We start from the raw sequence: 25448 nt of genomic DNA on the forward strand, positions 1-25448 counted from the left end.
ATTTTGTATCACTCAAGACCGTTCTGACCATAACAAAATAACTGTGAAAACTATATTTTACAATGGCTTTCGGTTATTTGTTAAAGTAATTGAGAACAGCCCCTAAGTTAATTCGGGTATTCCAATAAGATTGACAGCCTTTGCCCCGTGAAAAATATATTTTGCTGCATCTAAACTGATGTGCGAGTGTCTTTTCTGCCATTCGTAGCACCCGATAAAAATTTTCTGAGTATTCCAGTAAGGTTAGTAGGGATGATGGGATCTGTGCCGCTAGATTCCAGGAAAGCAGCCACAAAAAGTGCTCCATCAGGTTGGCATTAAGGTAGCTGGTACAGGCAAGGCTATAGTCAAGCAAAGATCAGTTTATTTCAATATTGACTTTACCTGTTTTAGGGTCAAAATCTAAGAATAATTCTTTCGGCAAATGCGCTTTTTCAAAAACAATCACGGGAGTTCAACGCAATGAAAAAATTGACAAATAGGGTGACATTTGTGGCGGTTCTGGTTATCGCAGGGTGCGCAATCGCACCCCAGGAAGTTGCTCAAAGCGGCGGTGCGGGATTGTCGCCTGCCGAAACGGTAACGGGTCAAATCCCGTCAGTTGGAATGCCTTCGGCTGTTTCGGCGGCAGGGCAACTGCCTTCTGTGGGAACTGCGGCAGGGATGGCAGGGAGTGTCGCCGGTGGCGCACCTTTGGCTGGGCAGGTACCCAGCCTGGTGAATATTTTAGTTCAGCAATTGGGTATCACCCCCACCCAAGCAATGGGTGGTGCTGGCTCTATTTTTTCTATGGCACAACAAAGTATGAGTCCGACAAGTTTCGGCCTGCTCAGTAATGCTGTGCCAGGGATGGGCCAGCTTTTGGCGGCAGCGCCTGCCTTGGGAGGGTCTGTTTCTGGTGCAGGGAGCCTTATGGGGAGTGCAGCCAGTGCGCTAGGCGGGAGTAGCCTTGGCAACATGGCCGCACTGGTGAGTTCGTTCCAGAGCTTGGGCATGGGTTCTGGCATGATGAACCAGTTTATCCCTATCATATTACAATACGTACAAGGTACAGGCGGTTCTTCAACAATGGGTTTATTGCAAAGCGCTTTGTTGCCTTAACCGAAATCGCGTTCGGTGAATGTTAGCCGCTCAATTGCTGCACCAACCGAAGTTAAGGGAAAGTCGGGGCGCGGTAATCCCCGTTTCTTGCGGCACTATAAGTTGTGGGTTGAAAAGTTAAAACCCATAATCCCAGCGAATTCATTGCCGTTATTTTGTTCTGGGACTAACACGCCCAGATAGATTTGGCAACGTGGCGTTAAGTTATAAAGCATGCTGACGGTGGCGCCCGATAAGGAATGGTGGCCGCTGATATAATCCATCTGCAAGGACAATTTGTTTTGGATGAAAGTGATTTCAGTCCCAGTCAGGAAACCCACTTGCTGGGATGTCCCTGTTATTGCCGCATTTGCCAGGTACGGGCCGCCGTGCAGCAGTAACCAGGGCGTCGGGTCAAAGCGATTGTCTAAAAAGCTAAAATTAAACCACAGTTGCGGTCGTGCATTGACCAAGTCAACGCCATTTTGTGTGCCCAGTGTGATTGCATAATCGTTACTGATCTCAAATGTTTTGGCGATGTTTAAAAAAGTGTTGCCTTGAAAATGGTTGTTATTGCCTAGTACCTGGGTATTGAGTAATGACAGGCTTATATCCCAACCGTTATTTGACGAATAACCGAGGGTTATATTTTCGAACGTGCCTGCCCGATAAACATCGGTTTCGATATTGGCAATCCATGCCCCTTCATAATCGGTCATGGGGTTGATTTTTAAACGCTTTTGCTGAAGTTTGGATCTTGTCGGCTTCGGCTTTACTTTCGCTTTGTTGGTGGCAGGAAAAGCGGCACTGCTAAACAGGAAAGCCATCATCGTTAGGCTAACGGCTATCTTACGAGTTTGCACAATGCTCCTCTTAGGACTTCAGTCATTTTTGTTATCTGTAAATACCCATTCCGCCATTTATTTTAGCGCTTGTTTAGGAATGCTGCCTGGCTCTTTGCTGTCTGTTCCTATCGTAAGCTTATGGAGTTAGAAAAACGATTGGATAATAATATTTATGGCTAGCCCAATGCCATCTGACGAGAAAGAATAAGGGGATCGGCTGTCGCTATCGTTGATAATTAATCCGTCGATATATAAAGTAGCCGACAATCGCGAAGGTCAACCACGCCGTGACCAATGGTCCGATTACGCCGTCGTAGCTACTGACTAGATAAAGGTGCCCAGAATTTGGGTTGACGTTAAATGCCCCATTATTTAGTTTAATTAGCCAAACCCAGCAAGCATGGCAGCCAATACAAAGCCCTAAACTGGCTTTCACCTGAGTTCTAAGTACGCCCAAAAACACGCCGACCGCGAATAGTGCAAAGAATGCCGATAGAATCCCAGGGTTCAGTAAATGCGTGAAAGCGTCGCCCAACAATTTAAAGCCGCTGAACACATTAAGTTCCGCCATAGGAATTTGCGTTTTAGTATCCAAAAAATGCAGGATGGCATAATAAAATGCGCTAATCGCAATTGCCGCTTTGGCGGACAAATTTTTGCCTAGCCCTGCCAGTAAAATCCCCCTGAAAACGGGTTCTTCAAATAATGAAATCAGCAGTGCCAACAGCAATTCAATGATGAGTTTTTTACCAAACCATGCCCATGACCAATGTTGGGATTCATCAACGATATTTACGCCTAACAGGTAAAGAGCTATGAACACGGGCATTAAGGTGATAAAGCCTAATCCAACGCCTTGCCCTAATTGTTTAAAAAATAGGGGTTTTGATGAAAAGCCTAGGTCAATTCTGCTTAAGCCCAGATAACGCATTGCAGGAAAAATACTCAACACCAAAAATAATTGGGTAGATTTTTTAATGATTGTCCGAAATGATGGGCCATCAGGCCATATCGACACCATGAAATAAGCGAGGACGCAGGCGAGGAACGTAGCGGCCATCAATACCAACCATGGCGCGAGGGCGTATAGAAGGTATAAGCTTGGAGGAGGGCTTCCTGCCTGTTTTCTGTCATCCGTCATCAGTGTCCCGTCCTTCGAGAGCAAAATCTCCCCACAACATTTGCGCGGCGGCTATTGCGGCAATGGCGGCGGTTTCTGTACGCAATATCCGGTTCCCCAAACGCACTGGAGTAAATCCCGCCGCTTTGGCAATGCTGCGCTCCTGGTCGGCAAATCCGCCTTCGGGGCCCGTCAATAAGGTAATTTCCATACCATCAGGATGCAGTTGTGCCATTGATAAGTCCGCGTAAGGATCGAGAAACATTTTTAAGCCATGCTGGTCGCTTACCCAATTTTGTAAGGTTGCTATTTCAGTCATTTCCGGCAATACAGTCCTGCCGCTTTGTTCGGCTGCATGTTGGACGATTTTTTGCCAATGTTGCAAGCGCTGCAATTTTTTTTCACCTTTAAGTTGCACGACGCAACGCTCGGTTATGATTGGCACAAGTTGATTTACGCCCAATTCTACCGCTTTTTGCACTGACCAATCCATGCGGTCGCCCCGCGAAATTCCTAAACCTAAGGTAATAGATAACGGCGATTCTATGCTGCGCCCAGACCATGCATTAACCTTAATCCGTACCGTTTTTCGGCTGACTTCAGCAAGTACGCAGGCATATTCCCCGCCCCTGCCATTAAACAGGATGATGGCATCGTCTTTTTTTAGCCGTAGCACCGTCCTGACATAGTGCCCACCGTCCTCGTCCAGTTCGACTTGCTCGTTCGAGACCAAGGGTAAATCAACATACAACCTGGAAACCCGCATTTTAACCCTTTACCACTAGCTGTATGCCGTCCCAAGCGACATCTGCCATTAACCGTAATTCGTCCTCGGTAATAATGTATGGCGGCATAAAATAAATGACATCTCCTAGCGGCCGTAACAAGACGCCTTTCGACAAGGCATAGCGATAAACCCGCAACCCGCGTCGCTCCTGCCAGGGATAAGGTTCTCGGGTGAGCTTGTTTTTGACCAGTTCAATCGCCACGATCATACCCATTTGCCTGACTTCGGCAACATGCGGGTGGTCATGGAATCTCGCCGCTACTTTTGCCATTGTCTTTGCCAAGATCCGGTTTTTTGCGATGATGTCCTGCTGCTGAAATATTTCCAGCGTTGCCAATCCTGCGCGACATGACAACGCATTGCCCGTATAGCTGTGCGAATGTAAAAACGCCGTCAGTTTTTGGTAATCGTCGTAGAATGTACGATAAATCTTGTCGGTGGTTAATACCGCCGACAAGGGCAGATAGCCGCCCGTCAAGCCTTTGGACAAGCACATAAAATCCGGGCTGATGGCGGCTTGTTCGCAAGCAAATAAGGTTCCTGTGCGACCAAATCCGACGGCAATCTCATCGGCTATCAAATGCACATGGTATCGGTCGCAAGCCTCGCGCAACAATTGCAAGTATACCGGATCGTACATCCGCATATTACCCGCACATTGCACCAGCGGTTCGACAATCACTGCACAAACCGACTCGGCATGATCGCGCAGGGCGTTTTCCATCAACTCAAAACGGCGTGATGAATAATCCATCCAGGATTCGCCGGGGGCACGGTGATAGCAATCGGGGCTGGGAACCGTAATCACCTCCATCAACAACGCTGCATAAGTTTCCTTATACAGCGGCACGTTACCCACGGCCAAAGCCCCCAAGGTTTCGCCGTGGTAGCTGTTTTCCAGCGCAATGAACTTGGTTTTTTTTATGGCACCCCAATTACGCCAGTAATGAAAACTCATCTTGAGCGCAACTTCCACCGCCGCTGAACCGTTGTCTGCGTAAAAACAACGAGTTAGCCCTGGTGGGCTGGCTTCTATCAAGCTTTCCGCCAGTTTGACCGCAGATTCATGTGTGAAACCCGCAAAAATAACGTGTTCCAATGTGTCTAGCTGGTCTTTTAATGCCGCATTGATTATGGGGTTACAATGACCGAACAGGTTAACCCACCACGAACTGACCGCATCCAGGTAACGGTTGCCGTCGAAATCCTCCAGCCAAGCGCCTTGCCCTTTTTTGATGGGGATGGGTGGGAAAGTTTCATGGTCTTTCATTTGTGTGCAGGGATGCCACAAAACAGAAAGGTCGCGTTGGGATAAGGAAGGATTGGTCATGGGTGTGGACTATGTAACAAGCGCGGCTAATTCACAATACGCTCGATCACAGGGGCTTTAGCTTCTTTCATGTTAATCGAAGCTAACGTTATAGGGTAAATTATTGCCGTAAATTCCCTAAGATTGCCAATGTGGGAGCGGATTGGTTCATCGTATAGAAATGTAAACCCGGCGCACCGCCATCCAACAACCGCTGGCAAAGATCGCTGACTACGTCCAAGCCGAAAGCTTGGATCGATGTGCGGTCATCGCCAAACCCTTCTAAGCGTTTGCGTAGCCAGCGGGGAATGTCCGCGCCGCACATTTCCGAAAAGCGGAATAGTTGGGCATATTGGGTAATCGGCATGATCCCCGGGACTATGGGAATGGTGATGCCGTTCTTTTCACATAAGTCCAGGAAATAAAAATACGCCTCGGCATTATAAAAATATTGGGTAATCGCTGCGTCTGCACCCGCTTCCACCTTACGCTTAAAGTTTTTGAAGTCCTCGGCTGCGCTGGATGCTTGAGGATGCGCTTCTGGGTAGGCTGCCACATGAATTTCGAAATCATCGCCTGTTTCCTGGCGGATAAATGCCACCAGTTCGTTGGCATAACGAAATTCCCCCGCCGACATCATACCGGACGGTAAGTCGCCGCGTAACGCGACGATCTTGGATATGCCATGTTCTTGGTAGCTTTTAAGGATAGAGCGTATGTTTTCCTTGGTCGAAGCTACGCAGGACAAATGCGGCGCGGCGGCGATGCCTTTCTGCTGTATATCGACAACGGTATCAAAAGTTTTGTCACGGGTAGAACCGCCAGCACCAAAGGTGACAGAAAAGAATTCGGGGTTTTGTTCAGCCAGCTTAGTGTGGACTAGCTGTAAATTAGCCGCGCCTTCCTCAGTCTTTGGGGGATAAAATTCAAAACTGAATGGTTGCGGATGATTTTTTTGTGATTGCATTTCAGAATGTGTAGGTTGGGTTAGACGCGCATACAGTAAAGTGACAAAACCTGAAAAACGCTTAAGCGCGTCGTAACCCAACAATCGCAGTTATGGTAACCAAATGTTGGGTTACGACGCACGGAGAGTCCAACATTTGTTTAGCAAACTTGCCATGTGCGTCTAACCCAACCTACTTTTCTCAATGCCAATCAATAACGGTAATGATCTGCCTTATAAGGCCCTTCGACCGGAACATTGATATATTTTGCCTGCTGTTCAGTCAGCACGGTCAGTTTCACGCCGATTTGTTCCAGGTGTGACCGCGCCACTTTTTCGTCCAATTTTTTAGGCAGGATATAAACCTTATTCTCGTAACTTGCCGCGTTTTGCCACAGTTCCAATTGCGCCAGGACTTGGTTGCAAAAGGAATTGGACATCACGAAACTGGGGTGTCCGGTTGCACAACCCAAGTTAACCAAGCGGCCTTCCGCCAGGATAATGATGCGTTTGCCATCAGGGAAAATCACGTGATCGACTTGCGGCTTGATATTCTCCCAGGTGTATTGGCGCAGGGAAGCAATATCAATTTCAGAATCGAAATGACCGATATTGCAGACGATAGCCTGATCACGCATAGCTAATAAGTGCTTACTGTTAATCACATGGACATTACCGGTCGCGCTTACAAAAATATTGGCGATAGGAGCGGCCTCATCCATCGTCACAACACGATAGCCTTCCATCGCAGCCTGTAACGCACAAATCGGGTCGATTTCGGTAATCCAAACGGTCGCACCAAGACCCCGCAGGGATTGGGCACAACCTTTGCCGACATCACCATAACCGCAGACCACGGCGATTTTTCCGGCGATCATGACATCCGTTGCACGCTTGATACCATCGACCAAAGACTCGCGGCAACCGTACAAGTTATCGAATTTGGATTTGGTTACCGAATCATTGACGTTAAAAGCGGGGACTTTCAATGTACCTTTGGCAACCCGTTCGTATAAGCGCAAAACACCCGTGGTGGTTTCTTCCGACAAGCCTTTGACATCGGCCATCAGTTCGGGAAACTTGTCGTGCATCATGTTGGTCAAGTCGCCGCCATCATCCAGGATCATATTGGGTCGCCAACCGTTAGGGCCGATTATCGTTTGTTCTATGCACCAGTCAGCTTCGGCTTCGGTTTCCCCCTTCCAAGCGAATACGGGAATGCCTACCGCAGCTATTGCAGCCGCCGCATGGTCTTGAGTGGAAAATATATTGCAGGACGACCAGCGCACTTCCGCACCCAATGCAGTCAAGGTTTCGATCAGCACCGCAGTTTGGATGGTCATGTGCAGACAACCGGCAATTCGCGCACCTTTTAAGGGTTTTGCAGGGCCGAATTCCTTACGCAAGGCCATCAAGCCCGGCATTTCAGTTTCGGCGATATTGATTTCTTTACGACCCCATTCAGCCAGGGCAATGTCTGCTACTTTATAGTCTGGTTGGCTCATTTGATTCTCTTCGGTAGATTTGTTAAAGGCCTGCTGCATCTCTTAATATCTCGATTTTGTCGGTTTTTTCCCAACTGAATGACTCTTCTGTGCGACCAAAATGTCCGTACGATGCGGTCGGTTGATAGATTGGTTTAAGCAAATCAAGCATGGCGATCAAGCCTTTAGGGCGGAGGTCAAAATGTTCGCGGACGATTTGCACTAAGCGGTCTTCAGCAAGCTTCCCTGTACCAAAGGTATCTACGCTGATGGAAGTCGGTTCGGCAACACCAATCGCATAAGATACCTGGATTTCACAACGTTCCGCTAAGCCTGCCGCCACGATATTCTTTGCCACATACCGTGCCATATAAGCGGCTGAGCGATCCACTTTTGAAGGATCCTTGCCGGAGAACGCTCCACCACCGTGCCTTGCCATACCGCCATAAGAATCGACGATAATTTTACGCCCCGTCAACCCGCAATCGCCTACTGGGCCGCCAATAACAAAATTCCCCGTTGGGTTAATAAAATACTTCGTGTCTTTATGCAGCCACTCTTTCGGTAAGATAGGCAGGATGATCTCATCCATGACCGCTTCGTAAATGGCTTTGGCGCTTATCTCTGGCGAATGCTGGGTGGATAACACCACCGCGTCAATGGCGACAGGCTTGTCGTTTTCGTAACGGAAGGTAATTTGGCTTTTGGCATCAGGACGTAACCAGGGCAAGGTCTTGTTCTTGCGGACTTCGGATTGGCGTTTGACCAGCAAATGCGAATAGGTAATAGGGGCCGGCATTAACACATCGGTTTCGTTGCTGGCATAGCCAAACATCAAGCCTTGGTCACCCGCACCTTGTTCATGGTTTTCGCCTTCGTCCACACCCATTGCAATGTCGGGTGATTGCTTGCCTATCGCATTCAGGACAGCGCAGCTTTTGCCATCAAAACCAATGTCACCGTTATCGTACCCAATGTCGCAGACGACCTTCCGTACCAGTTCTTCCATGTCTACCCAGGCATCCGTGGTAATTTCACCCGCCAACACGACCATACCGGTTTTGACTAAGGTCTCACAAGCGACGCGGGATCGCGGATCTTGCGCCAATAAAGCATCAAGCACTGCATCAGAAATCTGGTCTGCAACCTTGTCGGGATGGCCTTCAGAAACGGATTCTGATGTAAATATGAAGTTATTGCTCACTATAATATCACCTTAACTTAAATAGAAACTTTATAACCAATACATTGGCAGATTATTTACACGAGTGGTGGGCCCTGTAGGACTTGAACCTACGACCTGCCGATTATGAGTCGGATGCTCTAACCAACTGAGCTAAGGGCCCGGTGTATCAAAACACGGGTTATTCGCCATCCAGAAAGCAGCGTAACTGCTCTGACCTGGACGGATGACGCAATTTCCTCAAGGCTTTCGCTTCGATTTGGCGGATGCGCTCACGGGTAACATCAAACTGCTTGCCGACTTCTTCCAGGGTGTGGTCGGTGTTCATGTTGATGCCAAAGCGCATACGTAAAACCTTAGCTTCCCTCGCGGTCAAACCAGCCAGCACATTTTGGGTCGATTCACGCAATCCGGCGATGGTTGCCGCCTCTACGGGTGAAAGCACTCTTGAATCTTCTATAAAGTCGCCTAAATGCGAATCTTCGTCATCACCTATTGGTGTTTCCATAGAAATAGGCTCTTTGGCAATCTTTAATACCTTGCGGACTTTGTCTTCTGGCATTTCCATACGTACTGCCAATTCTTCCGGTGTCGCTTCACGGCCTAATTCCTGGAGTATCTGCCTTGAAATCCGGTTCAGCTTATTGATGGTTTCAATCATGTGTACTGGAATTCGGATCGTCCTGGCTTGGTCAGCAATGGAACGGGTGATTGCTTGCCTGATCCACCAGGTTGCGTAGGTTGAAAATTTATAACCACGCCTATATTCAAACTTATCGACTGCTTTCATAAGGCCGATATTGCCTTCTTGTATCAAGTCTAGGAATTGCAACCCGCGGTTAGTGTATTTTTTTGCTATGGAAATGACCAAACGTAAATTCGCTTCGATCATTTCTTTCTTGGCGCGTCTTGCTTTCGCTTCACCGATAGAGATACGACGGTTGATGTCCTTTAGACCGCTAATAGTCAGGCCATATTGGACCTCGCAGTCAGACAATATTTTCTGTGCCTTACGTAGATCCTTTTCATGCAATTTCAGGACTGGCGAATACGGATTGCTGTCGTCCAAATAGTGGTCGAGCCAATTTGAGCTGATTTCTTTGTCCGTATAAGCCGCAATAAAATCCTGCCGGGGCATTTTTGCCTTTTTCACGAAAATATCGTGTATCAATCGCTCCTGAGTCCGAACAATAGCCACCCCGTCAGGTATGATTGCCGAGAGTTTTTTCAGATATTGCGATGTCCACTTGAATTCCATGAACAAGTTAGCTAATGCGTCAAAAGCTTGGTCGGTCTGTTCGCTAACATACCCATATTTATTGATGGCGGCAGAAGCCGTTTTCAATTGCTCTCTGAGTTGGTCAATTTTTTCTTTGACTTCTTCGTAATTGAGGCCTTTTGCATCATCCTCTGGACTGGCAACTTCTACTGCCTCGATGGCTGCAGGGCTAGATAGCAAATCCTCAGGCTCGCTCAGGTCAACAAATCCGGAAATCATATCTGTCAACCTGAAGCCGCTTTCTTCTTCGGAAATGGAATCAAACGATTGCAAGACATCTTCAACCACAACACAAGAACGTGAAATGGCCTTTACTAACTGGTGATGGCCTTCTTCTATACGCTTGGCTATTTTTAGTTCGTCCGCACGGGTCAATAGTTCTACTGAACCCATCTCACGCATATACATGCGTACTGGATCGGTCGTTCGGCCAAACTCGCTGTCGACAGATGCCAGTGCGGCAACTTCTTCCGCATCTTCGTCATCCGCAGTTACGGCGGCTGAATCGGTAATCAGCGAATCATCGTCTGGCGCAGTTTCATAGACCTGAATGCCTAAGTCATTGATCGTCCCAATGAATTCTTCTATTTGTTCGGGATCGGAAATATCGCTAGGCAGATGGTCATTCACCTCGGCATACGTCAGATATCCCTGGGCTTTGCCTTTGGCAATCAATTGCCTAAGTTGAGATTGCTGATCTTGATTCATATTTTACCCATTATACCTATGCATTACTTCAGTTAAAAGCCACAGAACCCAACAGAAAATTGTACTATAAATTTAGTCAAAAAGCACCGTCCTGATTTAAGTCCCCGATAGCTTGCATAAGAATTCCTTTTCTGACTTATTATTGTTTTTTGTCTTTGGCGAGCAATTTTTGAAAATCAGCTTCCTTTCTGGCTTGGACGAGCAAATTGTCAAAACCATTGCTAAATTCATTTTCCAGCCACCTTGCATCAACTTGTTGATCTTGGGGGAACAATTCCAATGATGCTAAGGTTTTGACAATTTTTTCATTGGGATGATTTCGGTAATGTTCCAATAATATTGCTGTAGTGGCCGGTTTTTTTTCCAAAACACCCGTAAGGATGTCTTTGAACAAATGAATGCCCGGAAATTCCAATCCGTCCCAAATAATTTCATTTTTTTCAACTTTACTAATTAATTCAGGATGTTGTATTAAAAGCGCTAAAATCCGTCGGGGCAAAGGCAATGGCAAAGTTCGATTGCCTTGTTTCCTGTTGGTTAGTGGTTTTTGTGGAAGTCTAGTTGATTTCCCCGAAACATCCAGCCTGTTTGAACGGGTCAATTCGTTTAACTTGGCAAACATCATGTCCCGAAACACGCCTTGAGTCAGTTTCTCCAAGTAAGGCGTTGCCTTATTGACCAATTGTGACCTAGCTTCCATTTCATTTAGGTTAAGGCCGCTTGATAAGGCGCTAAAAAAGTAATCGGATAAGGGTTGGGATTGCCGGATACGTTCTTCGAACTTGTCCATGCCTTCTTCATGCACCAGGGAGTCGGGATCGTGTTGTTGCGGCAAGAGCATAATACGGACTTGTCGGCCATCCTTAAGTGCACTAAAAGCAGGTTCCATTGCTCGCCATGCGGCTTCACGCCCGGCGTTATCACCGTCAAAGCAAAACACCAGTTCCGCTGAAAAGCGGAACAATAAGTCAAGATGGGTTTGCGACGTGGCAGTACCCAAGGTTGCTACCGCATAATGGATGCCACGACCTGCCAAGGCAATCACATCCATATAACCTTCAACGATTAGTATGCGCTTGGGTTTGCCGTTATTGCGTAACAGCTCAAACAGGCCATGCACTTCCTTGCCTTTATGGAAAATAGCCGTTTCGGGTGAATTCAGGTATTTAGGCAAGGAATCATCAAGGACTCGACCGCCAAAACCGACAACCCGACCGCGCTTATCGCGGATTGGGTACATGATCCTGCCCCGAAAGCGGTCATATGCCCGCCCTTCCTTGTCAATCAACATGCCTGTTTGGATTAGCGGCTTTTGGTCGAAGCGATTGGCTAACGCTTGCCATTCATCAGGCGCATAACCGAGCATGAACGCTTTTGCCAGTTCATCATTAATGCCCCTGGATTTTAGATAATTGACGGCTTTTTTTCCGGTCTCCTGTGTCCGCAGGCAACGTTCATAATAAGTCGCCACTTGCTCCAGCAGGTCATAAAGGTCATTGGTGTTTTCTTGTTTTGGCTTCGTTCCATTAAAATCAACCGCTTCCCTAGGCACTTCAACGCCCGCAAAAGTGGCAAGATCTTCAACAGCTTCAACAAAGTCCAGATGGTTGAAGTCCATCAGAAAGCCAATGGCATTGCCGCTTGCGCCGCATCCAAAGCAATGGAAAAACTGTTTGTTGCGGCTGACTGAAAAACTGGGGGTTTTTTCGGTATGAAACGGACATCGCGCGACATAGTTCGCGCCAGTTTTCTTTAACGGGACGTGGGAATCAATTAAGTCGACAATATCAACCCTAGCCAAAAGGTCGTCGATAAAATGCTTGGGAATCCTGCCGGACATCGCCAGGGCGGAAACCTTAGTTGGGAAGCGCGGCCTTGATTTTGGCGCTGACGACTGACATATCGGCGCGTCCTTGCATTTTACCCTTGAGCAAGGCCATCACTTTGCCCATATCCTTTACCGATTCTGCGCCCGATTCGGTAACGGCGGCTTTTACCATGCCGTCAATTTCCGCTTCCGTCAGCGCTTGCGGCATAAAATCCTGGATGACCAGCACTTCCGCCTCTTCAATGGCAACCAAATCATTCCTGCCCGCATCGGCAAATTGTCGGATGGATTCGCGGCGTTGTTTTAGCATTTTATCAAGCACTTGCAGTGTACGCGTATCGTCCAGGGCGATGCGTTCGTCCACTTCGACTTGCTTTATGGCGGCGAGAATTAAGCGGATAACGGCCAGCCTGGATTTATCGCCACCTTTCATGGCGGCTTTCATGTCGTCCTTGATGAGGTCTGTTAACAACGCTGACATTTGCTTGTTTTCGAATGGCTTATTTTAGAGTACGGGACGCCCACGACGCAAATTCTTGAGTGCGTAACGTTCGCGTGCCAATTTTTTCAAATGGCGTTTTACTGCCGCAGCACCTTTACGTTTGCGCTCAGAAGTGGGTTTTTCGTAGAATTCACGGCGGCGCACTTCTGCCAACACACCGGCTTTTTCACAGGCGCGCTTGAAGCGGCGAATGGCGATATCAAAAGGTTCGTTTTCTTTAAGTTTTACTGAAGGCATACTTCCTCATTATGTTAGTATCTGAAAAAAGTCTTTAGCTCGGTCAAAATAACCGAAGCAATAAAAAGAACCGCGAATTATAACCTTATTTTTGATTATTCAAAAACTCAATGTATGTTTTAGGTATAGAAACCTCTTGCGACGAGACTGGCGTTGCCATTTACCATCCTGAACGCGGCCTAATTTGCCACCATTTGTACAGCCAAGTGGACATGCACAACGAATACGGTGGTGTCGTGCCGGAATTGGCATCCCGCGACCATATCCGCAAATTGATTCCGTTAATTAAACAAACCTTGCAAGAAAGCGGACTAGAAAAAAGTGATATTGGCGGTATTGCTTACACCGCAGGCCCTGGGTTGATGGGGGCATTGCTGGTCGGCGCAGCCACCGCGCGTAGCCTAGCGTGGGCTTGGGGAATTCCCGCCATCGCCGTCCACCACATGGAAGGCCACCTTCTCGCGCCTATGTTGGAAGACAATCCACCCGCATTTCCGTTTGTCGCGCTGCTTATTTCCGGTGGGCATACCTTATTGGTGCAGGTTGAAGGCATAGGCCGTTATCAACTGCTAGGCGAATCATTGGACGATGCCGCTGGCGAAGCTTTCGACAAAACCGCCAAATTGTTGGGCTTGGGCTATCCCGGCGGGCCGAAACTGGCCGAACTTGCCGAGCAAGGCAAGCCGACTTTCAAGTTTCCCCGCCCTATGACCGACAGGCCGGGATTGGATTTCAGCTTTAGCGGGCTAAAAACCTTTACGCTCAACACTTTTAACAACAGCCCAAAAACCGACCAAGACAAGGCCGACATCGCCGCTGCCTTTCAACAAGCGGTTGCCGAAACCCTCAGCATCAAATGCAGGCGCGCCATCAAGCAAACTGGGATTAAACGCTTGGTGGTCGCTGGCGGTGTTAGCGCCAATAAGCAAATCCGCGCTGCCTTAAGTGCTTTGGCGGCATTGGAAAAAAGCGAAATCTATTTCCCCAGGTCGGAGTTTTGCACCGATAACGGTGCGATGATTGCTTATGCGGGTTGCCAGCGGTTGTTGAGAGGGGAACAGCAAAATTTGGAGATATTTGCTAGGCCGAGGTGGCCGATGAATGAGCTGCTTTAAATTAGTGATATTCAGGAAAACAGTGAAAGCGAGCCTACTCTGCTAGATCAGTCCTCATTTTGGTCTTGTTGTCGACAAGTAAAGTGTCATACGAAATTTGAGATTATTCATTTTCTACATCACAGCTTGCCATGATAGAAAACCAATTTTCATCGTAATTTTTTAAAACATACTTTTTGCTATGAGGAACTGTACACCGTGAACAGTCTTGATGAATGGCATCTCCAAAAATGCCTTGATGCCCAAATTTTGAGTTTACTTCACAGTAACTAAAAGCAGTTTTCTCGCCGATTTTTTCTATGCCATTAGAATTGAATCGAAATAAGGGACATGCACACAGATAACAGTTTAGGTGCTTCACATCGTGGCATTTTTTCTTCTCAGCGTAGAGATAGCAAAAATCCGATTCAGACTTCACCATATTATCGAAGTCAAAATAATCCACTATTTCTTCTTTACTTAGACCTTTAGCTTGTAGTTTTTCAACTATTACTTTGTGTTTATTTCCATGCTTATTAAACCAAGATATATAACTCATATTTTTGTGCATTCATTTATAAAAAATAGATATCCTGATCTTGTGGTCGTCAGCGTCGATCACTAAATTTAACTAGGCTTTTATCCAGTTGCTTAAACTATTCTTCCCCCGCCAACAACCGCCGTATATTCCCCTTATGCCTAACCAGCAATAGCACCGTCATCACCAAAGCAGCACCGGCGATCACCTTATCACCCAAAATAAACCAAGCGTAAATCGGCGACAAAACCGAAGCAGTCAGCGCAGAAAGCGATGAAATCTTGCGTAGCTTGTACACCAACAGCCAAGTGCCGATGACGGTAAAGCCTAAAATCCAGGAAAATCCCAGCAATACGCCTAATGAAGTCGCAACGCCTTTGCCGCCTTTAAAGCCAAAAAACATTGGGTAAAGATGCCCCAGGAATGCAGCCAAGCCAACTAATGCCTGCAACGAAGGGGACATGCCCAACACATTAGCCAAATAAACGGGAAAGAAGCCTTTTAACATATCCCCCAATAAGGTGATTCCCGCCGCTTTCTTGCCGCCGATCCGCATGACATTGGTTGCGCCCGGATTGCCGGAACCTTGTTCCCGAGGGTCGGCCAAGCCCATCAAACGGCAAGTGATAATCGCGCAGGATACCGATCCCAATAGATAAGCCGCAGGTATCAACAACCACTCAAACATTAACGCACCTTCATCATCCAAAACTTGTAAGACTGTCGCATATCCAGGATACTTAACGACCATATTTAAAGCGGAACATCATAACCGGAAATTGCGATGGATATAATATTTTTAGGCGGCCTGCAAATCGAGACCATTATCGGTATTTACGATTGGGAACGGGAAACCAAACAAACAGTCATACTGGATATAGAAATGGCTTATGACATCCAAAAAGCGGCTGAAACCGATGACATCCAACACACTCTGGATTATAAGGCGGTATCCAAGCGCATTATCGCTTTCGTTGGGGCCAGCAGTTTTTTCCTGGTGGAGCGGCTGACCGTGGAAGTCGCCGATATTATCATTAATGAATTCAAGGTTCCGTGGGTCAAAGTTACCCTCAACAAAAAAGGCGCAATTCGTGGTGCTAGCGATGTCGGGATCATTGTTGAACGAGGGCGTAAATAACATGCCAACCGGGTACATCAGCATCGGCAGCAACATCGACAGGGACAAACACATTCCCGCCAGCATCAAGGCCCTTACGGAAAATTTTGGGAAGCTTATCTTATCCAGTGTTTACGAATCTGAAGCCGTCGGCTTTTCGGGCGATGCGTTTTACAATTTGGTCGCCGGTTTTGAGTCTGATCTGGACGTAAAGGAAATCGTCGTTCAATTGCGCCAAATCGAACTGGACAATGGCCGCAACCGCGAGTGCAAAAAATTTTCATCCCGCACGTTAGACCTTGATTTGCTGCTCTATGGAGACCTTATCATCGACGACGGACGTATCCAAATTCCTCGCAACGAAATCGAGCGCTACGCCTTTGTGTTAGAGCCGTTAGCTGAGATTGCCGGGCATTTACGGCATCCGGTTTCACACAGGCGTTATGGGGAAATGTGGGATCTCTTTGACAAATCAAACCTGAAACAGCGTCGGATAGTTCCCGTTTGGTAGTCGATTTAAAGAATTTTAACTAAACCATCAGCTATAAAGTTTACTAATTCTTCTTGATGCGCATTTGATGGAAATAAAAAACATCCCTGCCAGTACGGTGTCGGCCACTGCCTTAACAGGCACTAAAGACTTGGCTGCGCTGTTACCGCAATTGCAACTGGGTAATTCCCTGGGCGCGGTGGTGACGGCAAAATTGGCAGAGAACAGTTTCCTCCTGACATTGTCCAGTGGACAAACCCTGCGCGCCCAAACCCCTACTGTACTTGAACTGGGGCAAACACTGAAGCTGGAAGTGGCTAAAGTAGGTGCCATACCGGAATTAAAAATTATTAGCCCAGAGCTAGGCATGCAGCCTGAAACAGCAGCCGTTCTTCAGGCCTTACGGCAGTTTTTGCCGAAACAGGAAAACCTGACTGATTTTGCCGTGACCTTAAGGCAAATGGCTAACTTAACATCGGGTAAGACGGATACCGTAAGTACGGTAATCAACCAAGTATTAGGTGCTTTACCAGCTAAAGACGACTTGGTTTCTGTGGAAGGCCTTAAACAGGGTGTCAGCAATTCGGGCGTTTTTTTGGAGGCCAAACTGGCTAATCAATTGCCGCCGCAAGGCGATTTGAAAGGGCATCTCTTGACGCTGGCGAATGCCTTGCAAAATATTCAGGTCGAGCAGAATGACAAAGGCAGCGTGCCCAATACCGCAATGGCCCCAACAGTAGAGCTAAAACAGGTGACTAATTCAGCAGGGCAATCCGAACGATTGCCAGAGGCACTCTCCCAAACCATCGAGAAAGACAATACCTTATTAAACAAAACCGAAGGTGCGATTGCCCGTATCGTAGTCGATCAATTAGCCTCATTACCTAAAAACGGAGAGCAGCAAAATTTCTGGCAGATACAAATCCCCTATATCCACGGGCAACACACCGATACTGTCCAACTGGCTATTAGTCGCGAAAACAAGTCAAACACAAACAGCGAAAAGGCAAATTGGTCGGTTGAATTGGAACTTAATCCGCCCGGACTGGGAAAATTACATAGCCGAATCAGTCTGGTTGATGACAGGATAGACACTTATTTCTGGAGCCAACAGCAAGCCCTTACTGCACTGGTGCAAGATAATCTAACCCATCTTGCCGATTCCTATACGCAGGCAGGATTGGCGGTGGGCAAGCTGAATGCACTGGAAGGTGCGGCTACCCATACAAAAACATCCGATATTTCAGCACTGCCGAGCTTACTGGATGAACGGATATGAAAGATGTCATCAACCCCCCCGATATAGCCATTGCATTGTCTTACGACGGCAAAAAAGCACCGCGTGTAACCGCAAAGGGTAGGGGCGATACGGCTGAAAAAATCATCGGACTGGCAAAAGAAAACAACATCCCGCTGCACACGGATGTGGCATTGGTTAAAGTGCTTTCAAAAATGTCATTGGGTGATGAAATACCCCGCGAATTGTATCTTGCGATTGCGGAAGTCATTGCATTCGCCTATATGCTAAGCGGCAAGAGACCAGGCGAATAGAAGCCGAGAACCCCCAGGATACGCATGCTTCATCCAAGTTGCTAGCTGAAGCAGATTATGCGAATGGTTTGAACGCAATGCCATCCGAATCATTGTCGATAAAACCCACCGGCATTATCAAGTAGCCGTTTTTGCGCTTCAAAATGGCGTTCGATATAGCCAAGATCGAAGCGTTCATGGCGGGTTTGGGTAGCGACTCTTTCAATCATTTCCAGAGGAAGCTGCCTCAAAGGCCGCCCGGTACTCATCGCCAGGATTTGGGCCTGGGCGACCCGCTCGATAAAGTACAAGTCGTCAAAAGCCTGTGCCACCGTCGATGCCGCCGTTATGACCCCATGATTGCCCAGGAACAGTACTTCGGCATTACCCAGTATCTTTGCCATCCGCTCTCCTACAGTATCCGACAGGGCCACACCATCGTAATCGCCGTCATAAGCGACCCGACCGTAAAAACGGCAGGTGGTTTGCAATGCCCATTCCAAACGGCCATCGGCAACCATTGTCAGTGCCGTTGCATAAGGCTGGTGCGTATGCAATAGCACACGGGCTTGCGGGATAAGGCGATGGATAGGGGTGTGGATATGGTGCGCCGATGGTGAAGGTGCGCCGTCGCCCCTGACCACTTTGCCATTGAAATCGCAGACTATCAGGTTTGAAGCCGTAATTTCCGAAAAATGCAGCCCAAAGGGATTGACCAGGAAATGCTGATTGTCAGGTAAGACGGCAGAAAAATGATTCGCAATCGCTTCATGCAGATTGTTGGCGACCGCGAGATGAAAGGTCGCAGCCAAATCTACGCGAAGATTCCATTCGGCTTCGTTCATGTTTAGCATAGGCATAACATTTTGTGGATATGGGTGGTAATAGGCATTTGTATGGTTTAAACACAGAATGGTTCACCCAGAATTTTATGGTGTTTTTACGATGTGTCAATCGGTTGGATTTGATATTTAAAGCCAATACCAAAAATCAAACGTAATTGGACAACAGGCATTAGTGATTTTCAAGATGAATGAAGTCACCTGAAGGCATCAGCTTGAGCTTATCGGTAGGCCGGTTATATAAGTAAATCCAAGCGGCGACAGCTTTTCCGCAAATTAGCCGAACTTCGCGAAGTTCACGGCTGTATTCTGCTGGCTCAGGGTGGCCCAATCCGCATTCCTCGTATTCGTCCAGGCGGGGCAACAAAAAATCGGGTTCGCGCAGGTGATAAACTTCGCCATGCACAAGGTCGGATGGACAACCTGATGGAGTCGCGCCGGGATAGTCGTCGATTTCGTATAGTTTCCCTTGGAAGGTCGCATAGCCTATAAAGTCAGAGTATCCTGCCAACAGGCCGGGCATTTTTTTGCCCGTATTCCTGCGCAATGTGCCGTAGACGAACAGTAAGGGGCAATGCATTTAATTTTCAGCTACAAATGTTTGAGGCGAGTAGGCATGCGGTTGCCAGCCAATGAGCTTTTGCGGTAACTAAACATCCTTCAACAAACAATTTCGCTCAGAGGTTTCCATCAATTTCCTGAAATCATCGACCGTCTCGATAAATAGCTGCTCCTGGTTGATGTCGGGTAAATGATTTTGACCGCTTTGTTCCAATGCGTTAATTACAAAGACAATCGTCACTAGATTCGTGTCGACGGCAGGTTGGTACACGTCGTCCTCTTCTTCGGGAATATTGAATGCTACAAGGATATGGCTGGCAGTCAGTTTTAACAAGATGGGCTGCACGATAGCGATGGGGAGCGAAAGTTTTGACGCTATTTCATCCGCCGTCAACGGTTTATTGAACTGGCTGAATTGTTTGATCAGTAAATGCGTTACTTGCAAGGCAATGATTTTTTGCAAGGAAAAACTGAGGTTAGAATAGCGGTTATTGTTCCGGTAGTTTTCGTAATATTGCAGGAAAAACGCGATTTCACAACCTAACAGGACAACCATCCAGCCCATTTGTAACCAAACGACAAATAAGGGGATTGCGGCAAAACTACCGTAAATGGCGTTATAGCTGGACACCCCGATTTGTAGGCTGATATAGGCCCATTGCAAGAAGTCGTACAAGATGCCCGTCACAATGCCGGCAATCAACCCCGCCTGGAAATGGATTTTATGGTTGGGCATGAAGATGAAGGTGAAGGTAAATAAGCCGACCATCAGCAGCAAAGGCAACAAACCCAGGGCCTCAATGACGAGGCTAGTGCCAATTTCCGGCAATTGGATGATCGTGATAAGCCAAGTGACCTCCGTATTTAGGAGGACAGAAATACTGTTGGCAACGATCAATATGATCGGTGCGAGCAACATCAGCGACAGGTAATCGCTGTATTTGCGGCTGATGGAACGGCCCCGTGGTATTTTCCAGATGTAATTGAAGGATTCTTCAATATTGCCGATCAAGCTGATAATCGTCCAAAACAACACGACGATGCCGATCCCGGCCACCACACCGCCTTTCGTGCTCTCCAACAGGTTTTGGGCAAAGCTGATGAGTTGTATGACCATCGTTTCTTGATGGGGGACTTGCCCGATCAAGCGTTCCGTCAGCGTCTTTTCAAACCCGAATCCCTTGGCGACACCAAACAGCATGGCGATCACCGGCACGATAGACAACAGGCTATATAAAGTTAGCGCCGACGCCCTGAGCGGGCAGAGGTCGCGGGAAAAACCTTGGGCAGACAAGAGGATTATTTTCAGTGACCTGATGAGCGCCGATTTAAGCGGCGGCAGTTTTTGCTCGTGCACTAGCCATATATCGTCTTTAACAAATCGGATAAGGTCATGTATCATCGAATTTTATAAGCCTTATTTAAGAAAAATATCCAAGTTTGTTTAAACCTGTTGTTTCAGCTTTCTTTTCGGTAATTTCATCGACACCAGGAAAGTCAACGCAAAAAGCAAGGAGCCCAGTGTTTGCATGGCGATTACCGGGTTAACTTGTTGAGCGGTTGCATACGTGTAAGCGCCGACCGCAAGTAGCATCGCCAAGTTCTGGAAAAAATTTTGCATCGCTACCGCGCTACCGCTGCCGATGCTTTGTTGCCCCAATTCTTGCAATGCAGCATTGATCGGCACGATGAACATGCCGCCCATCATGCCGATGACAAACAACACGCAACGCGCAGGGAACAGGCTGTCGGTAAGGCTTAAGGCACCAATAAAGATTGCCATAACATAGCCCGGAATCCTGACACGGCGAATGTGTTCAAGCTGTATCAGGCGAGGTACGATTGCTGACCCGGCAATGATGCCAATCGCCAGGAACAAGGTCAGTTGAGCGATTTCAGTCGCATTGTGCGACATCAATACCAGCGGTGCCCAGGCGACGATAATCACCCTCAAGGTGGCTGCCGATGCCCAGAATAAGGATGCGCCTAGGATGGCGAAGCGGGAACGTGGCGTGGCGAAAAACTGGCCGATTTGCCTGCCGAATTCGACCAACTGGGATGCGGTGGGTTCGGTTTTGGCGATGCGTACGGGCAAGAACAAGGTAATGCAGGCAGAAACGATAAACAGCACTATGGTTAATGCCAGCGCCATCGTAACGGAGGCATCGGCCAATTTCGCGCCGACCACCATGCCCAACAAGATAGCGAGTATGGTCGAACCTTCAATCCAGCTATTGGCTTTCACCAAAAGCTCATGGTCGGCCAATTCGGGCAAGATGCCGTATTTGGCAGGACTGTATATCGCCGCACCCACGCCGACGATACAATAAGCCAGGAGCGGTTCCACCTTGCATAACAGCAATCCCGCACCCGCCGCCTTAATTAAATTGGCGATAATCAACACCCTGGATTTGGCATGGTTGTCGGCAAGTCCGCCAACCCAAGGGGCCAGGACGACAAACGCGACCAAAAATGCGCTTTGCAAGGCCGGGACGTACCAGGTGGGTAATTCATGCGAATGCATGACCATCGCGATCACCGTGAACAAAATGGCATTATCGGCAAACGCAGACAGGAATTGGGCGATCAGCAGGGGATAAATCTGTTTATTCATGATGGTTTATTGGGTTTAATGATCTTCGGTTTTTGGTAAAACGTGCCTATTTCCGTCATTCCGCCAAGAATGGTTTGTGCTGCTTACCGCCATGTAGCTTGGATACCCGACCATGCGGAATCGGTCAGGAACAGCGTTTGGGGGGACGAAGGACTCCTGCGCTGTCTTTGTTCAGGTAACGACTATAAACAAACTGCGAGCAATGCACAATGTTAATCAATGTAGCATGGCACATCAGGCGATAAGCTGTAATAATGAAAGCTCTTTATTTGAAAACAACCTGAAAGGGGCTGTGCATGACCATCGCACTCTTGTTTGTTACCGTTTGTTTCTTGGCTTATTCCAATGGCGCCAATGACAATTTTAAGGGCGTAGCTTCCTTATTCGGTAGCGGCACAACGAGCTATCGTGTTGCGCTGGCCTGGGCGACGGTCACGACACTGGCGGGTTCGATTTGCGCGTTGTTCTTAGCCGAAACCTTGCTCGTCAAGTTTTCCGGCAAAGGGCTCGCGCCCGATAGCCTAATCCAATCCATCCCATTTATCACTGCAGTTGCGGCAGGTGCCGGCATGACGGTTATTTTGGCAACCCGCCTGGGGTTTCCCATATCGACCACCCACGCGTTGGTCGGCGCGTTAACGGGCAGCACCTTATTGGCGACGGGTACGATTAAATTTTCCGCTTTGGGCGCTAGTTTTGTCCTACCGTTATTGCTTAGCCCCCTGGTTGCTGTTGTGCTGGCAATCGTGGTTTACAGCGGTTTCCGGCAAATTCGGCAACGTAAAGCAATCAACAACCTGCTATGCCTGTGCCTGGAAAATGAGCCGACAATAGCCGTATCCACTTTCATCGGGCAGTCGGGTGCTTTGGCTGCCGGGCAAAATCGCAGCCTTAGCATTGATAACCGGTCAGCCTGCGAAAGCCGTTACGCAGGCGTCATTTTGGGCATCGACTTGCGGAGGGCCATTGATGCACTGCATTTTTTTAGCGCTGGTGCGGTCTGTTTCGCCCGTGGATTGAACGACACGCCCAAAATAGCCGCCTTATTGTTGTTAACGCCTGCCTTAGTCTTGCAAGAAAAAATCATTCTGGTTGCGCTGATGATGGCGGCAGGTGGATTGCTCAATGCGCGTCGGGTTGCGGAAACGATGAGCCATAAAATCACCACCATCAGCCACGGGCAAGGCTTATCGGCTAATTTGACCACCGCAATGTTGGTGATTTTTGCCAGTAAGCTGGGCTTGCCCGTATCAACCACCCATGTGTCCGTGGGCGCCCTATTCGGCATTGGCTTGACGGCCCAACAAGCCAATAAAAACATGATGGTCTCCATTTTGCTATCCTGGCTATTGACCTTGCCTTGTGCGGCGTTGTGCGCAGCGGGCGTTTATGCGATTTTAAATACGTATGCGGGCATAGCCTAACGATTGCGCTTTACGATGATAAAGCCATCAATGGGATGGGCATCACCGGAGTATTTTCAAGGTAACCCTGATTAAGTCCTTCGACAGGCTCAGGACGAACGGTAAGATGTTGATTCAGTTCGTGGTGAGCTTGCACCACTGGCACTTCCTTTGGTCGTCGAACCATGAGCGGAATCACAAGTTCAGGGTTTCCTGTTGATTGGCCTACGTTGCCGATGTATTTCCCGTTTGCACTTGGGCGATAATTTTTTGCCAGTGTTCTTCGGTTGCATAGGTCATGAGTTTACGGCCAAAGTCAGACCACACCCAGAAACGTAACCACAAGCTACGGGATTCCGCGCGTTTGCGTGCCTCGGTATGTAGCCATTCTTCATCGAAGCCCTGCCATGCCCCGGCTGGGATTAGCAGGTTTGCGCCGACCACTGGCGCGACCTCATACAGGTAAATCTCATTTAATTTCGCCACGCTATAGCTGGATCCGGCTACGACTTGGACAATCCGTTGAATATCAACGGTATCGATTTCGGTATCCAGCCATAATTCAGATAAGGCTGTCCAAAGCGGTTTACGGCGTTGTAATTCTTCGTCGGTGAGCATCAGGGCAGTTTGTGGGTTGGGCTGAACGCTAGCGAGGCCCAACATTCCAGGCTTCGCAGCATTAAGCTCGCAGCACTTAAGTTAGGGGTAATCTTGGCGTGTGGGACGAATTAGGATGTCGCTAATATGCACATGGGGCGGCTGCGTGACCATGAAGTGTATGGCATTTGCCACGTCATCCCCAACCAGCAACGGGCCGAACCTGTCTTCAAAGCCCTGAACCATCTCGTCGCTGTAGTTTGCGACGGCTTGAAACCCGCTGAGCACAATGCCAGGCTCAACCAATGAGACGCGAACCCCTTTCGGGCCGACTTCGCGCCGCAACCCTTCAGCCAGCGCATGCACGGCAAATTTGGTGGAACCGTAGACCGCACTGAACGGGGAGATGTGTCGCCCTACTACCGATCCGACAATCACAATATCGGCGGCTGACTTTGGATAATCGTGCTGCGTATCTACCATAAGCTGCGCCGCTTTTTGCAGCAAAGCCAACGTGCCGGTCAGGTTGATTTTGACTACGCCCTCAAACTCCGACAGGTCGGCATCCTTAACCGTCCCGCCCAATCCTCGTCCGGCATTGGCGATAACAATGTCTGCCGACTTACCGAAATGCCCGCTTGCGGAAGCAAACATCTGGTCGATCACGGCGTTGTCAGCCGCATCGCCGGCAACGCCGCAGAATGCAGACCCCATTTCTTTCTCAAGTGCCGCCAATTTTACGGCATTGCGCCCATTGCCGATGACACCAAAGCCGACGGAGACAAGCTTCCTCACTGTGGCTTCACCAATACCGGATGTGGCACCGGTTACAATCGCAATACGCGCATAATGATCAGGCATCGTCAAAATTCTCCTTGGTTAACTTTATGGATTCCATTATGCCTAACGCAGAGCTAATTCGGCAAGTTGCGCGGCTAATCCGCCCTACGGACTTGTAGGTTGGGTTGAGCGATAGCGAAGCCCAACATTCCAGGCTTCGATTTATATTGAGCACCATTTTATTCAGCCCAAACTACGGGACAAGGGAGGATTACGGCCTTATGCCCCTACCAGCCACCAACACACAATTCCTGCGGCAATATTCAATAAAAAACTAAAGGTTCCAGATGCAATTAGCTTTAGGAAACCATTTCTTGCACTAGCTGCATTCTTCGTAATAGCATCTTGATCTCCATTTGTTATCGCAAAGACACTCATATGGCCAGATTTTTTTGCCCATAACGACATTTTACTATTAAGCTTTCGACCAGCGGCTTGAATTACAAAGAACAGAGCAATAAGGATCGGGATAGCTGTGATTTGTTGTGATTGGGTTACCTTATTTGCCACATAT

28 protein-coding genes and 1 tRNA gene are annotated in these 25448 nt (G+C 48.2%); 7 read left to right on the top strand and 22 right to left on the bottom strand.

Annotation, left to right across the window (positions count from 1 at the left end):
• The first annotated feature begins 462 nt into the window (after window positions 1-462).
• Window positions 463-1101, top strand: coding sequence for a DUF2780 domain-containing protein (locus tag MGMO_RS14830; protein ID WP_023495874.1), 639 nt, complete (start codon window positions 463-465; stop codon window positions 1099-1101).
• Window positions 1102-1196: 95 nt separating this feature from the next.
• Here the strand turns inward: MGMO_RS14830 and MGMO_RS14835 are convergent, their stop codons facing one another.
• The 12 genes from MGMO_RS14835 to rpsU form a co-directional block, all read right to left on the bottom strand.
• Window positions 1197-1943, bottom strand: coding sequence for a hypothetical protein (locus MGMO_RS14835; RefSeq protein WP_023495875.1), 747 nt, complete (start codon window positions 1941-1943; stop codon window positions 1197-1199).
• 205 nt (window positions 1944-2148) lie between these two features.
• The gene (locus tag MGMO_RS14840) at window positions 2149-3066 is read right to left on the bottom strand and encodes a CPBP family glutamic-type intramembrane protease (RefSeq protein WP_023495876.1); all 918 of its coding nucleotides are present in this window, start codon (window positions 3064-3066) and stop codon (window positions 2149-2151) included.
• Window positions 3056-3811 carry a 16S rRNA (uracil(1498)-N(3))-methyltransferase gene (locus MGMO_RS14845; protein ID WP_023495877.1) on the bottom strand — a complete coding sequence of 252 codons (756 nt, stop codon included), beginning with the start codon at window positions 3809-3811 and terminating at the stop codon, window positions 3056-3058. Before MGMO_RS14845 ends, MGMO_RS14840 begins: the two co-directional genes overlap by 11 nt.
• Before the next feature lies 1 nt (window position 3812).
• Entirely contained in the window at window positions 3813-5162 is a 1350-nt protein-coding gene (locus MGMO_RS14850; protein WP_023495878.1) for an adenosylmethionine--8-amino-7-oxononanoate transaminase, read from the bottom strand.
• A gap of 100 nt (window positions 5163-5262) precedes the next feature.
• Window positions 5263-6108 (bottom strand): methylenetetrahydrofolate reductase [NAD(P)H], encoded by an 846-nt coding sequence (metF, locus tag MGMO_RS14855; RefSeq protein ID WP_023495879.1) that lies wholly within the window; start codon window positions 6106-6108, stop codon window positions 5263-5265.
• A gap of 191 nt (window positions 6109-6299) precedes the next feature.
• Window positions 6300-7592 (bottom strand): adenosylhomocysteinase, encoded by a 1293-nt coding sequence (ahcY, locus tag MGMO_RS14860; protein ID WP_036308342.1) that lies wholly within the window; start codon window positions 7590-7592, stop codon window positions 6300-6302.
• Between the two features lie 22 nt (window positions 7593-7614).
• Window positions 7615-8775, bottom strand: coding sequence for a methionine adenosyltransferase (gene metK / locus MGMO_RS14865; protein ID WP_023495881.1), 1161 nt, complete (start codon window positions 8773-8775; stop codon window positions 7615-7617).
• Window positions 8776-8840: 65 nt separating this feature from the next.
• Window positions 8841-8917, bottom strand: a tRNA-Ile gene (locus tag MGMO_RS14870).
• A gap of 18 nt (window positions 8918-8935) precedes the next feature.
• Window positions 8936-10741 (bottom strand): RNA polymerase sigma factor RpoD, encoded by a 1806-nt coding sequence (gene rpoD, locus MGMO_RS14875; protein WP_023495882.1) that lies wholly within the window; start codon window positions 10739-10741, stop codon window positions 8936-8938.
• 139 nt (window positions 10742-10880) lie between these two features.
• The gene (gene dnaG / locus MGMO_RS14880) at window positions 10881-12581 is read right to left on the bottom strand and encodes a DNA primase (RefSeq protein WP_023495883.1); all 1701 of its coding nucleotides are present in this window, start codon (window positions 12579-12581) and stop codon (window positions 10881-10883) included.
• Window positions 12582-12597: 16 nt separating this feature from the next.
• Window positions 12598-13050: a GatB/YqeY domain-containing protein gene (locus MGMO_RS14885; RefSeq protein ID WP_023495884.1), complete on the bottom strand. Its 453-nt coding sequence runs from the start codon at window positions 13048-13050 to the stop codon at window positions 12598-12600.
• A gap of 24 nt (window positions 13051-13074) precedes the next feature.
• Window positions 13075-13308, bottom strand: coding sequence for a 30S ribosomal protein S21 (rpsU, locus tag MGMO_RS14890; protein ID WP_023495885.1), 234 nt, complete (start codon window positions 13306-13308; stop codon window positions 13075-13077).
• A gap of 110 nt (window positions 13309-13418) precedes the next feature.
• On the opposite strand from rpsU, the gene tsaD reads away from it, so the two are divergent.
• Window positions 13419-14423 (top strand): tRNA (adenosine(37)-N6)-threonylcarbamoyltransferase complex transferase subunit TsaD, encoded by a 1005-nt coding sequence (tsaD, locus tag MGMO_RS14895; protein WP_023495886.1) that lies wholly within the window; start codon window positions 13419-13421, stop codon window positions 14421-14423.
• A gap of 103 nt (window positions 14424-14526) precedes the next feature.
• Here the strand turns inward: tsaD and MGMO_RS14900 are convergent, their stop codons facing one another.
• Window positions 14527-14961: a hypothetical protein gene (locus MGMO_RS14900; RefSeq protein WP_023495887.1), complete on the bottom strand. Its 435-nt coding sequence runs from the start codon at window positions 14959-14961 to the stop codon at window positions 14527-14529.
• A gap of 97 nt (window positions 14962-15058) precedes the next feature.
• A complete protein-coding gene (gene plsY, locus MGMO_RS14905; protein ID WP_036308344.1) occupies window positions 15059-15628 on the bottom strand; it encodes a glycerol-3-phosphate 1-O-acyltransferase PlsY in 570 nt (189 codons plus the stop codon).
• Window positions 15629-15724: 96 nt separating this feature from the next.
• On the opposite strand from plsY, the gene folB reads away from it, so the two are divergent.
• From folB to MGMO_RS14925, 4 genes are all read left to right on the top strand, one after another.
• Window positions 15725-16078, top strand: coding sequence for a dihydroneopterin aldolase (folB, locus tag MGMO_RS14910; protein WP_023495889.1), 354 nt, complete (start codon window positions 15725-15727; stop codon window positions 16076-16078).
• A gap of 1 nt (window position 16079) precedes the next feature.
• Window positions 16080-16568: a 2-amino-4-hydroxy-6-hydroxymethyldihydropteridine diphosphokinase gene (gene folK / locus MGMO_RS14915; protein WP_036308338.1), complete on the top strand. Its 489-nt coding sequence runs from the start codon at window positions 16080-16082 to the stop codon at window positions 16566-16568.
• A gap of 67 nt (window positions 16569-16635) precedes the next feature.
• On the top strand, window positions 16636-17826 hold the full coding sequence (gene fliK, locus MGMO_RS14920; RefSeq protein WP_023495891.1) for a flagellar hook-length control protein FliK: 1191 nt from the start codon (window positions 16636-16638) through the stop codon (window positions 17824-17826).
• Window positions 17823-18098 (top strand): EscU/YscU/HrcU family type III secretion system export apparatus switch protein, encoded by a 276-nt coding sequence (locus MGMO_RS14925; protein WP_023495892.1) that lies wholly within the window; start codon window positions 17823-17825, stop codon window positions 18096-18098. The genes fliK and MGMO_RS14925 overlap by 4 nt, the downstream gene beginning before the upstream one ends.
• A gap of 89 nt (window positions 18099-18187) precedes the next feature.
• Here MGMO_RS14925 and MGMO_RS14930 read toward each other — a convergent pair whose 3' ends face one another.
• The 4 genes from MGMO_RS14930 to lplT form a co-directional block, all read right to left on the bottom strand.
• The gene (locus MGMO_RS14930) at window positions 18188-18937 is read right to left on the bottom strand and encodes an aldolase (protein ID WP_023495893.1); all 750 of its coding nucleotides are present in this window, start codon (window positions 18935-18937) and stop codon (window positions 18188-18190) included.
• A gap of 154 nt (window positions 18938-19091) precedes the next feature.
• Window positions 19092-19499 carry a gamma-glutamylcyclotransferase family protein gene (locus tag MGMO_RS14935; protein ID WP_023495894.1) on the bottom strand — a complete coding sequence of 136 codons (408 nt, stop codon included), beginning with the start codon at window positions 19497-19499 and terminating at the stop codon, window positions 19092-19094.
• A 69-nt stretch (window positions 19500-19568) separates the two neighbouring features.
• A complete protein-coding gene (locus MGMO_RS14940) occupies window positions 19569-20882 on the bottom strand; it encodes a YihY/virulence factor BrkB family protein (RefSeq protein WP_023495895.1) in 1314 nt (437 codons plus the stop codon).
• Window positions 20883-20924: 42 nt separating this feature from the next.
• Window positions 20925-22094, bottom strand: coding sequence for a lysophospholipid transporter LplT (lplT, locus tag MGMO_RS14945; protein WP_023495896.1), 1170 nt, complete (start codon window positions 22092-22094; stop codon window positions 20925-20927).
• Window positions 22095-22390: 296 nt separating this feature from the next.
• Here lplT and MGMO_RS14950 point away from each other — a divergent pair, with 296 nt between their 5' ends.
• Window positions 22391-23518: an inorganic phosphate transporter gene (locus MGMO_RS14950; RefSeq protein ID WP_023495897.1), complete on the top strand. Its 1128-nt coding sequence runs from the start codon at window positions 22391-22393 to the stop codon at window positions 23516-23518.
• 10 nt (window positions 23519-23528) lie between these two features.
• Here MGMO_RS14950 and MGMO_RS20065 read toward each other — a convergent pair whose 3' ends face one another.
• The 4 genes from MGMO_RS20065 to MGMO_RS20070 all read right to left on the bottom strand — a co-directional run.
• Window positions 23529-23684, bottom strand: coding sequence for a hypothetical protein (locus MGMO_RS20065; RefSeq protein WP_161808507.1), 156 nt, complete (start codon window positions 23682-23684; stop codon window positions 23529-23531).
• Between the two features lie 38 nt (window positions 23685-23722).
• Window positions 23723-24160 (bottom strand): DUF7079 family protein, encoded by a 438-nt coding sequence (locus MGMO_RS14955; protein WP_023495898.1) that lies wholly within the window; start codon window positions 24158-24160, stop codon window positions 23723-23725.
• A gap of 36 nt (window positions 24161-24196) precedes the next feature.
• Complete coding sequence (locus tag MGMO_RS14960; protein ID WP_023495899.1) at window positions 24197-24955, bottom strand: SDR family oxidoreductase; 759 nt, start codon at window positions 24953-24955, stop codon at window positions 24197-24199.
• A 198-nt stretch (window positions 24956-25153) separates the two neighbouring features.
• Window positions 25154-25448, bottom strand: a 295-nt coding sequence (locus MGMO_RS20070; protein WP_161808508.1) for a hypothetical protein, incomplete at its 5' end; no start/stop codon positions are given.

The organism is Methyloglobulus morosus KoM1, from assembly GCF_000496735.2.
Classification (GTDB): Bacteria; Pseudomonadota; Gammaproteobacteria; order Methylococcales; family Methylomonadaceae; genus Methyloglobulus; species Methyloglobulus morosus.

Bases quoted from the DNA above. Each gene is read 5' to 3' on its own strand.
- MGMO_RS14925 (WP_023495892.1), top strand. From the start codon at position 17,823: ATGAAAGATGTCATCAACCCCCCCGATATAGCCATTGCATTGTCTTAC.
- MGMO_RS14830 (WP_023495874.1), top strand. From the start codon at position 463: ATGAAAAAATTGACAAATAGGGTGACATTTGTGGCGGTTCTGGTTATC.
- metF (WP_023495879.1), bottom strand. From the start codon at position 6,108: ATGCAATCACAAAAAAATCATCCGCAACCATTCAGTTTTGAATTTTAT.
- MGMO_RS14950 (WP_023495897.1), top strand. From the start codon at position 22,391: ATGACCATCGCACTCTTGTTTGTTACCGTTTGTTTCTTGGCTTATTCC.
- fliK (WP_023495891.1), top strand. From the start codon at position 16,636: ATGGAAATAAAAAACATCCCTGCCAGTACGGTGTCGGCCACTGCCTTA.
- MGMO_RS14955 (WP_023495898.1), bottom strand. From the start codon at position 24,160: ATGTTGGGCCTCGCTAGCGTTCAGCCCAACCCACAAACTGCCCTGATG.
- MGMO_RS14930 (WP_023495893.1), bottom strand. From the start codon at position 18,937: ATGCCTATGCTAAACATGAACGAAGCCGAATGGAATCTTCGCGTAGAT.
- MGMO_RS14850 (WP_023495878.1), bottom strand. From the start codon at position 5,162: ATGACCAATCCTTCCTTATCCCAACGCGACCTTTCTGTTTTGTGGCAT.
- MGMO_RS14840 (WP_023495876.1), bottom strand. From the start codon at position 3,066: ATGACGGATGACAGAAAACAGGCAGGAAGCCCTCCTCCAAGCTTATAC.
- plsY (WP_036308344.1), bottom strand. From the start codon at position 15,628: ATGTTTGAGTGGTTGTTGATACCTGCGGCTTATCTATTGGGATCGGTA.
- MGMO_RS14845 (WP_023495877.1), bottom strand. From the start codon at position 3,811: ATGCGGGTTTCCAGGTTGTATGTTGATTTACCCTTGGTCTCGAACGAG.
- MGMO_RS14940 (WP_023495895.1), bottom strand. From the start codon at position 20,882: ATGATACATGACCTTATCCGATTTGTTAAAGACGATATATGGCTAGTG.
- ahcY (WP_036308342.1), bottom strand. From the start codon at position 7,592: ATGAGCCAACCAGACTATAAAGTAGCAGACATTGCCCTGGCTGAATGG.
- folB (WP_023495889.1), top strand. From the start codon at position 15,725: ATGGATATAATATTTTTAGGCGGCCTGCAAATCGAGACCATTATCGGT.
- MGMO_RS20065 (WP_161808507.1), bottom strand. From the start codon at position 23,684: ATGGTTCGACGACCAAAGGAAGTGCCAGTGGTGCAAGCTCACCACGAA.
- folK (WP_036308338.1), top strand. From the start codon at position 16,080: ATGCCAACCGGGTACATCAGCATCGGCAGCAACATCGACAGGGACAAA.
- tsaD (WP_023495886.1), top strand. From the start codon at position 13,419: ATGTATGTTTTAGGTATAGAAACCTCTTGCGACGAGACTGGCGTTGCC.
- MGMO_RS14885 (WP_023495884.1), bottom strand. From the start codon at position 13,050: ATGTCAGCGTTGTTAACAGACCTCATCAAGGACGACATGAAAGCCGCC.
- rpoD (WP_023495882.1), bottom strand. From the start codon at position 10,741: ATGAATCAAGATCAGCAATCTCAACTTAGGCAATTGATTGCCAAAGGC.
- dnaG (WP_023495883.1), bottom strand. From the start codon at position 12,581: ATGTCCGGCAGGATTCCCAAGCATTTTATCGACGACCTTTTGGCTAGG.
- rpsU (WP_023495885.1), bottom strand. From the start codon at position 13,308: ATGCCTTCAGTAAAACTTAAAGAAAACGAACCTTTTGATATCGCCATT.
- MGMO_RS14960 (WP_023495899.1), bottom strand. From the start codon at position 24,955: ATGCCTGATCATTATGCGCGTATTGCGATTGTAACCGGTGCCACATCC.
- MGMO_RS14935 (WP_023495894.1), bottom strand. From the start codon at position 19,499: ATGCATTGCCCCTTACTGTTCGTCTACGGCACATTGCGCAGGAATACG.
- lplT (WP_023495896.1), bottom strand. From the start codon at position 22,094: ATGAATAAACAGATTTATCCCCTGCTGATCGCCCAATTCCTGTCTGCG.
- MGMO_RS14900 (WP_023495887.1), bottom strand. From the start codon at position 14,961: ATGAGTTATATATCTTGGTTTAATAAGCATGGAAATAAACACAAAGTA.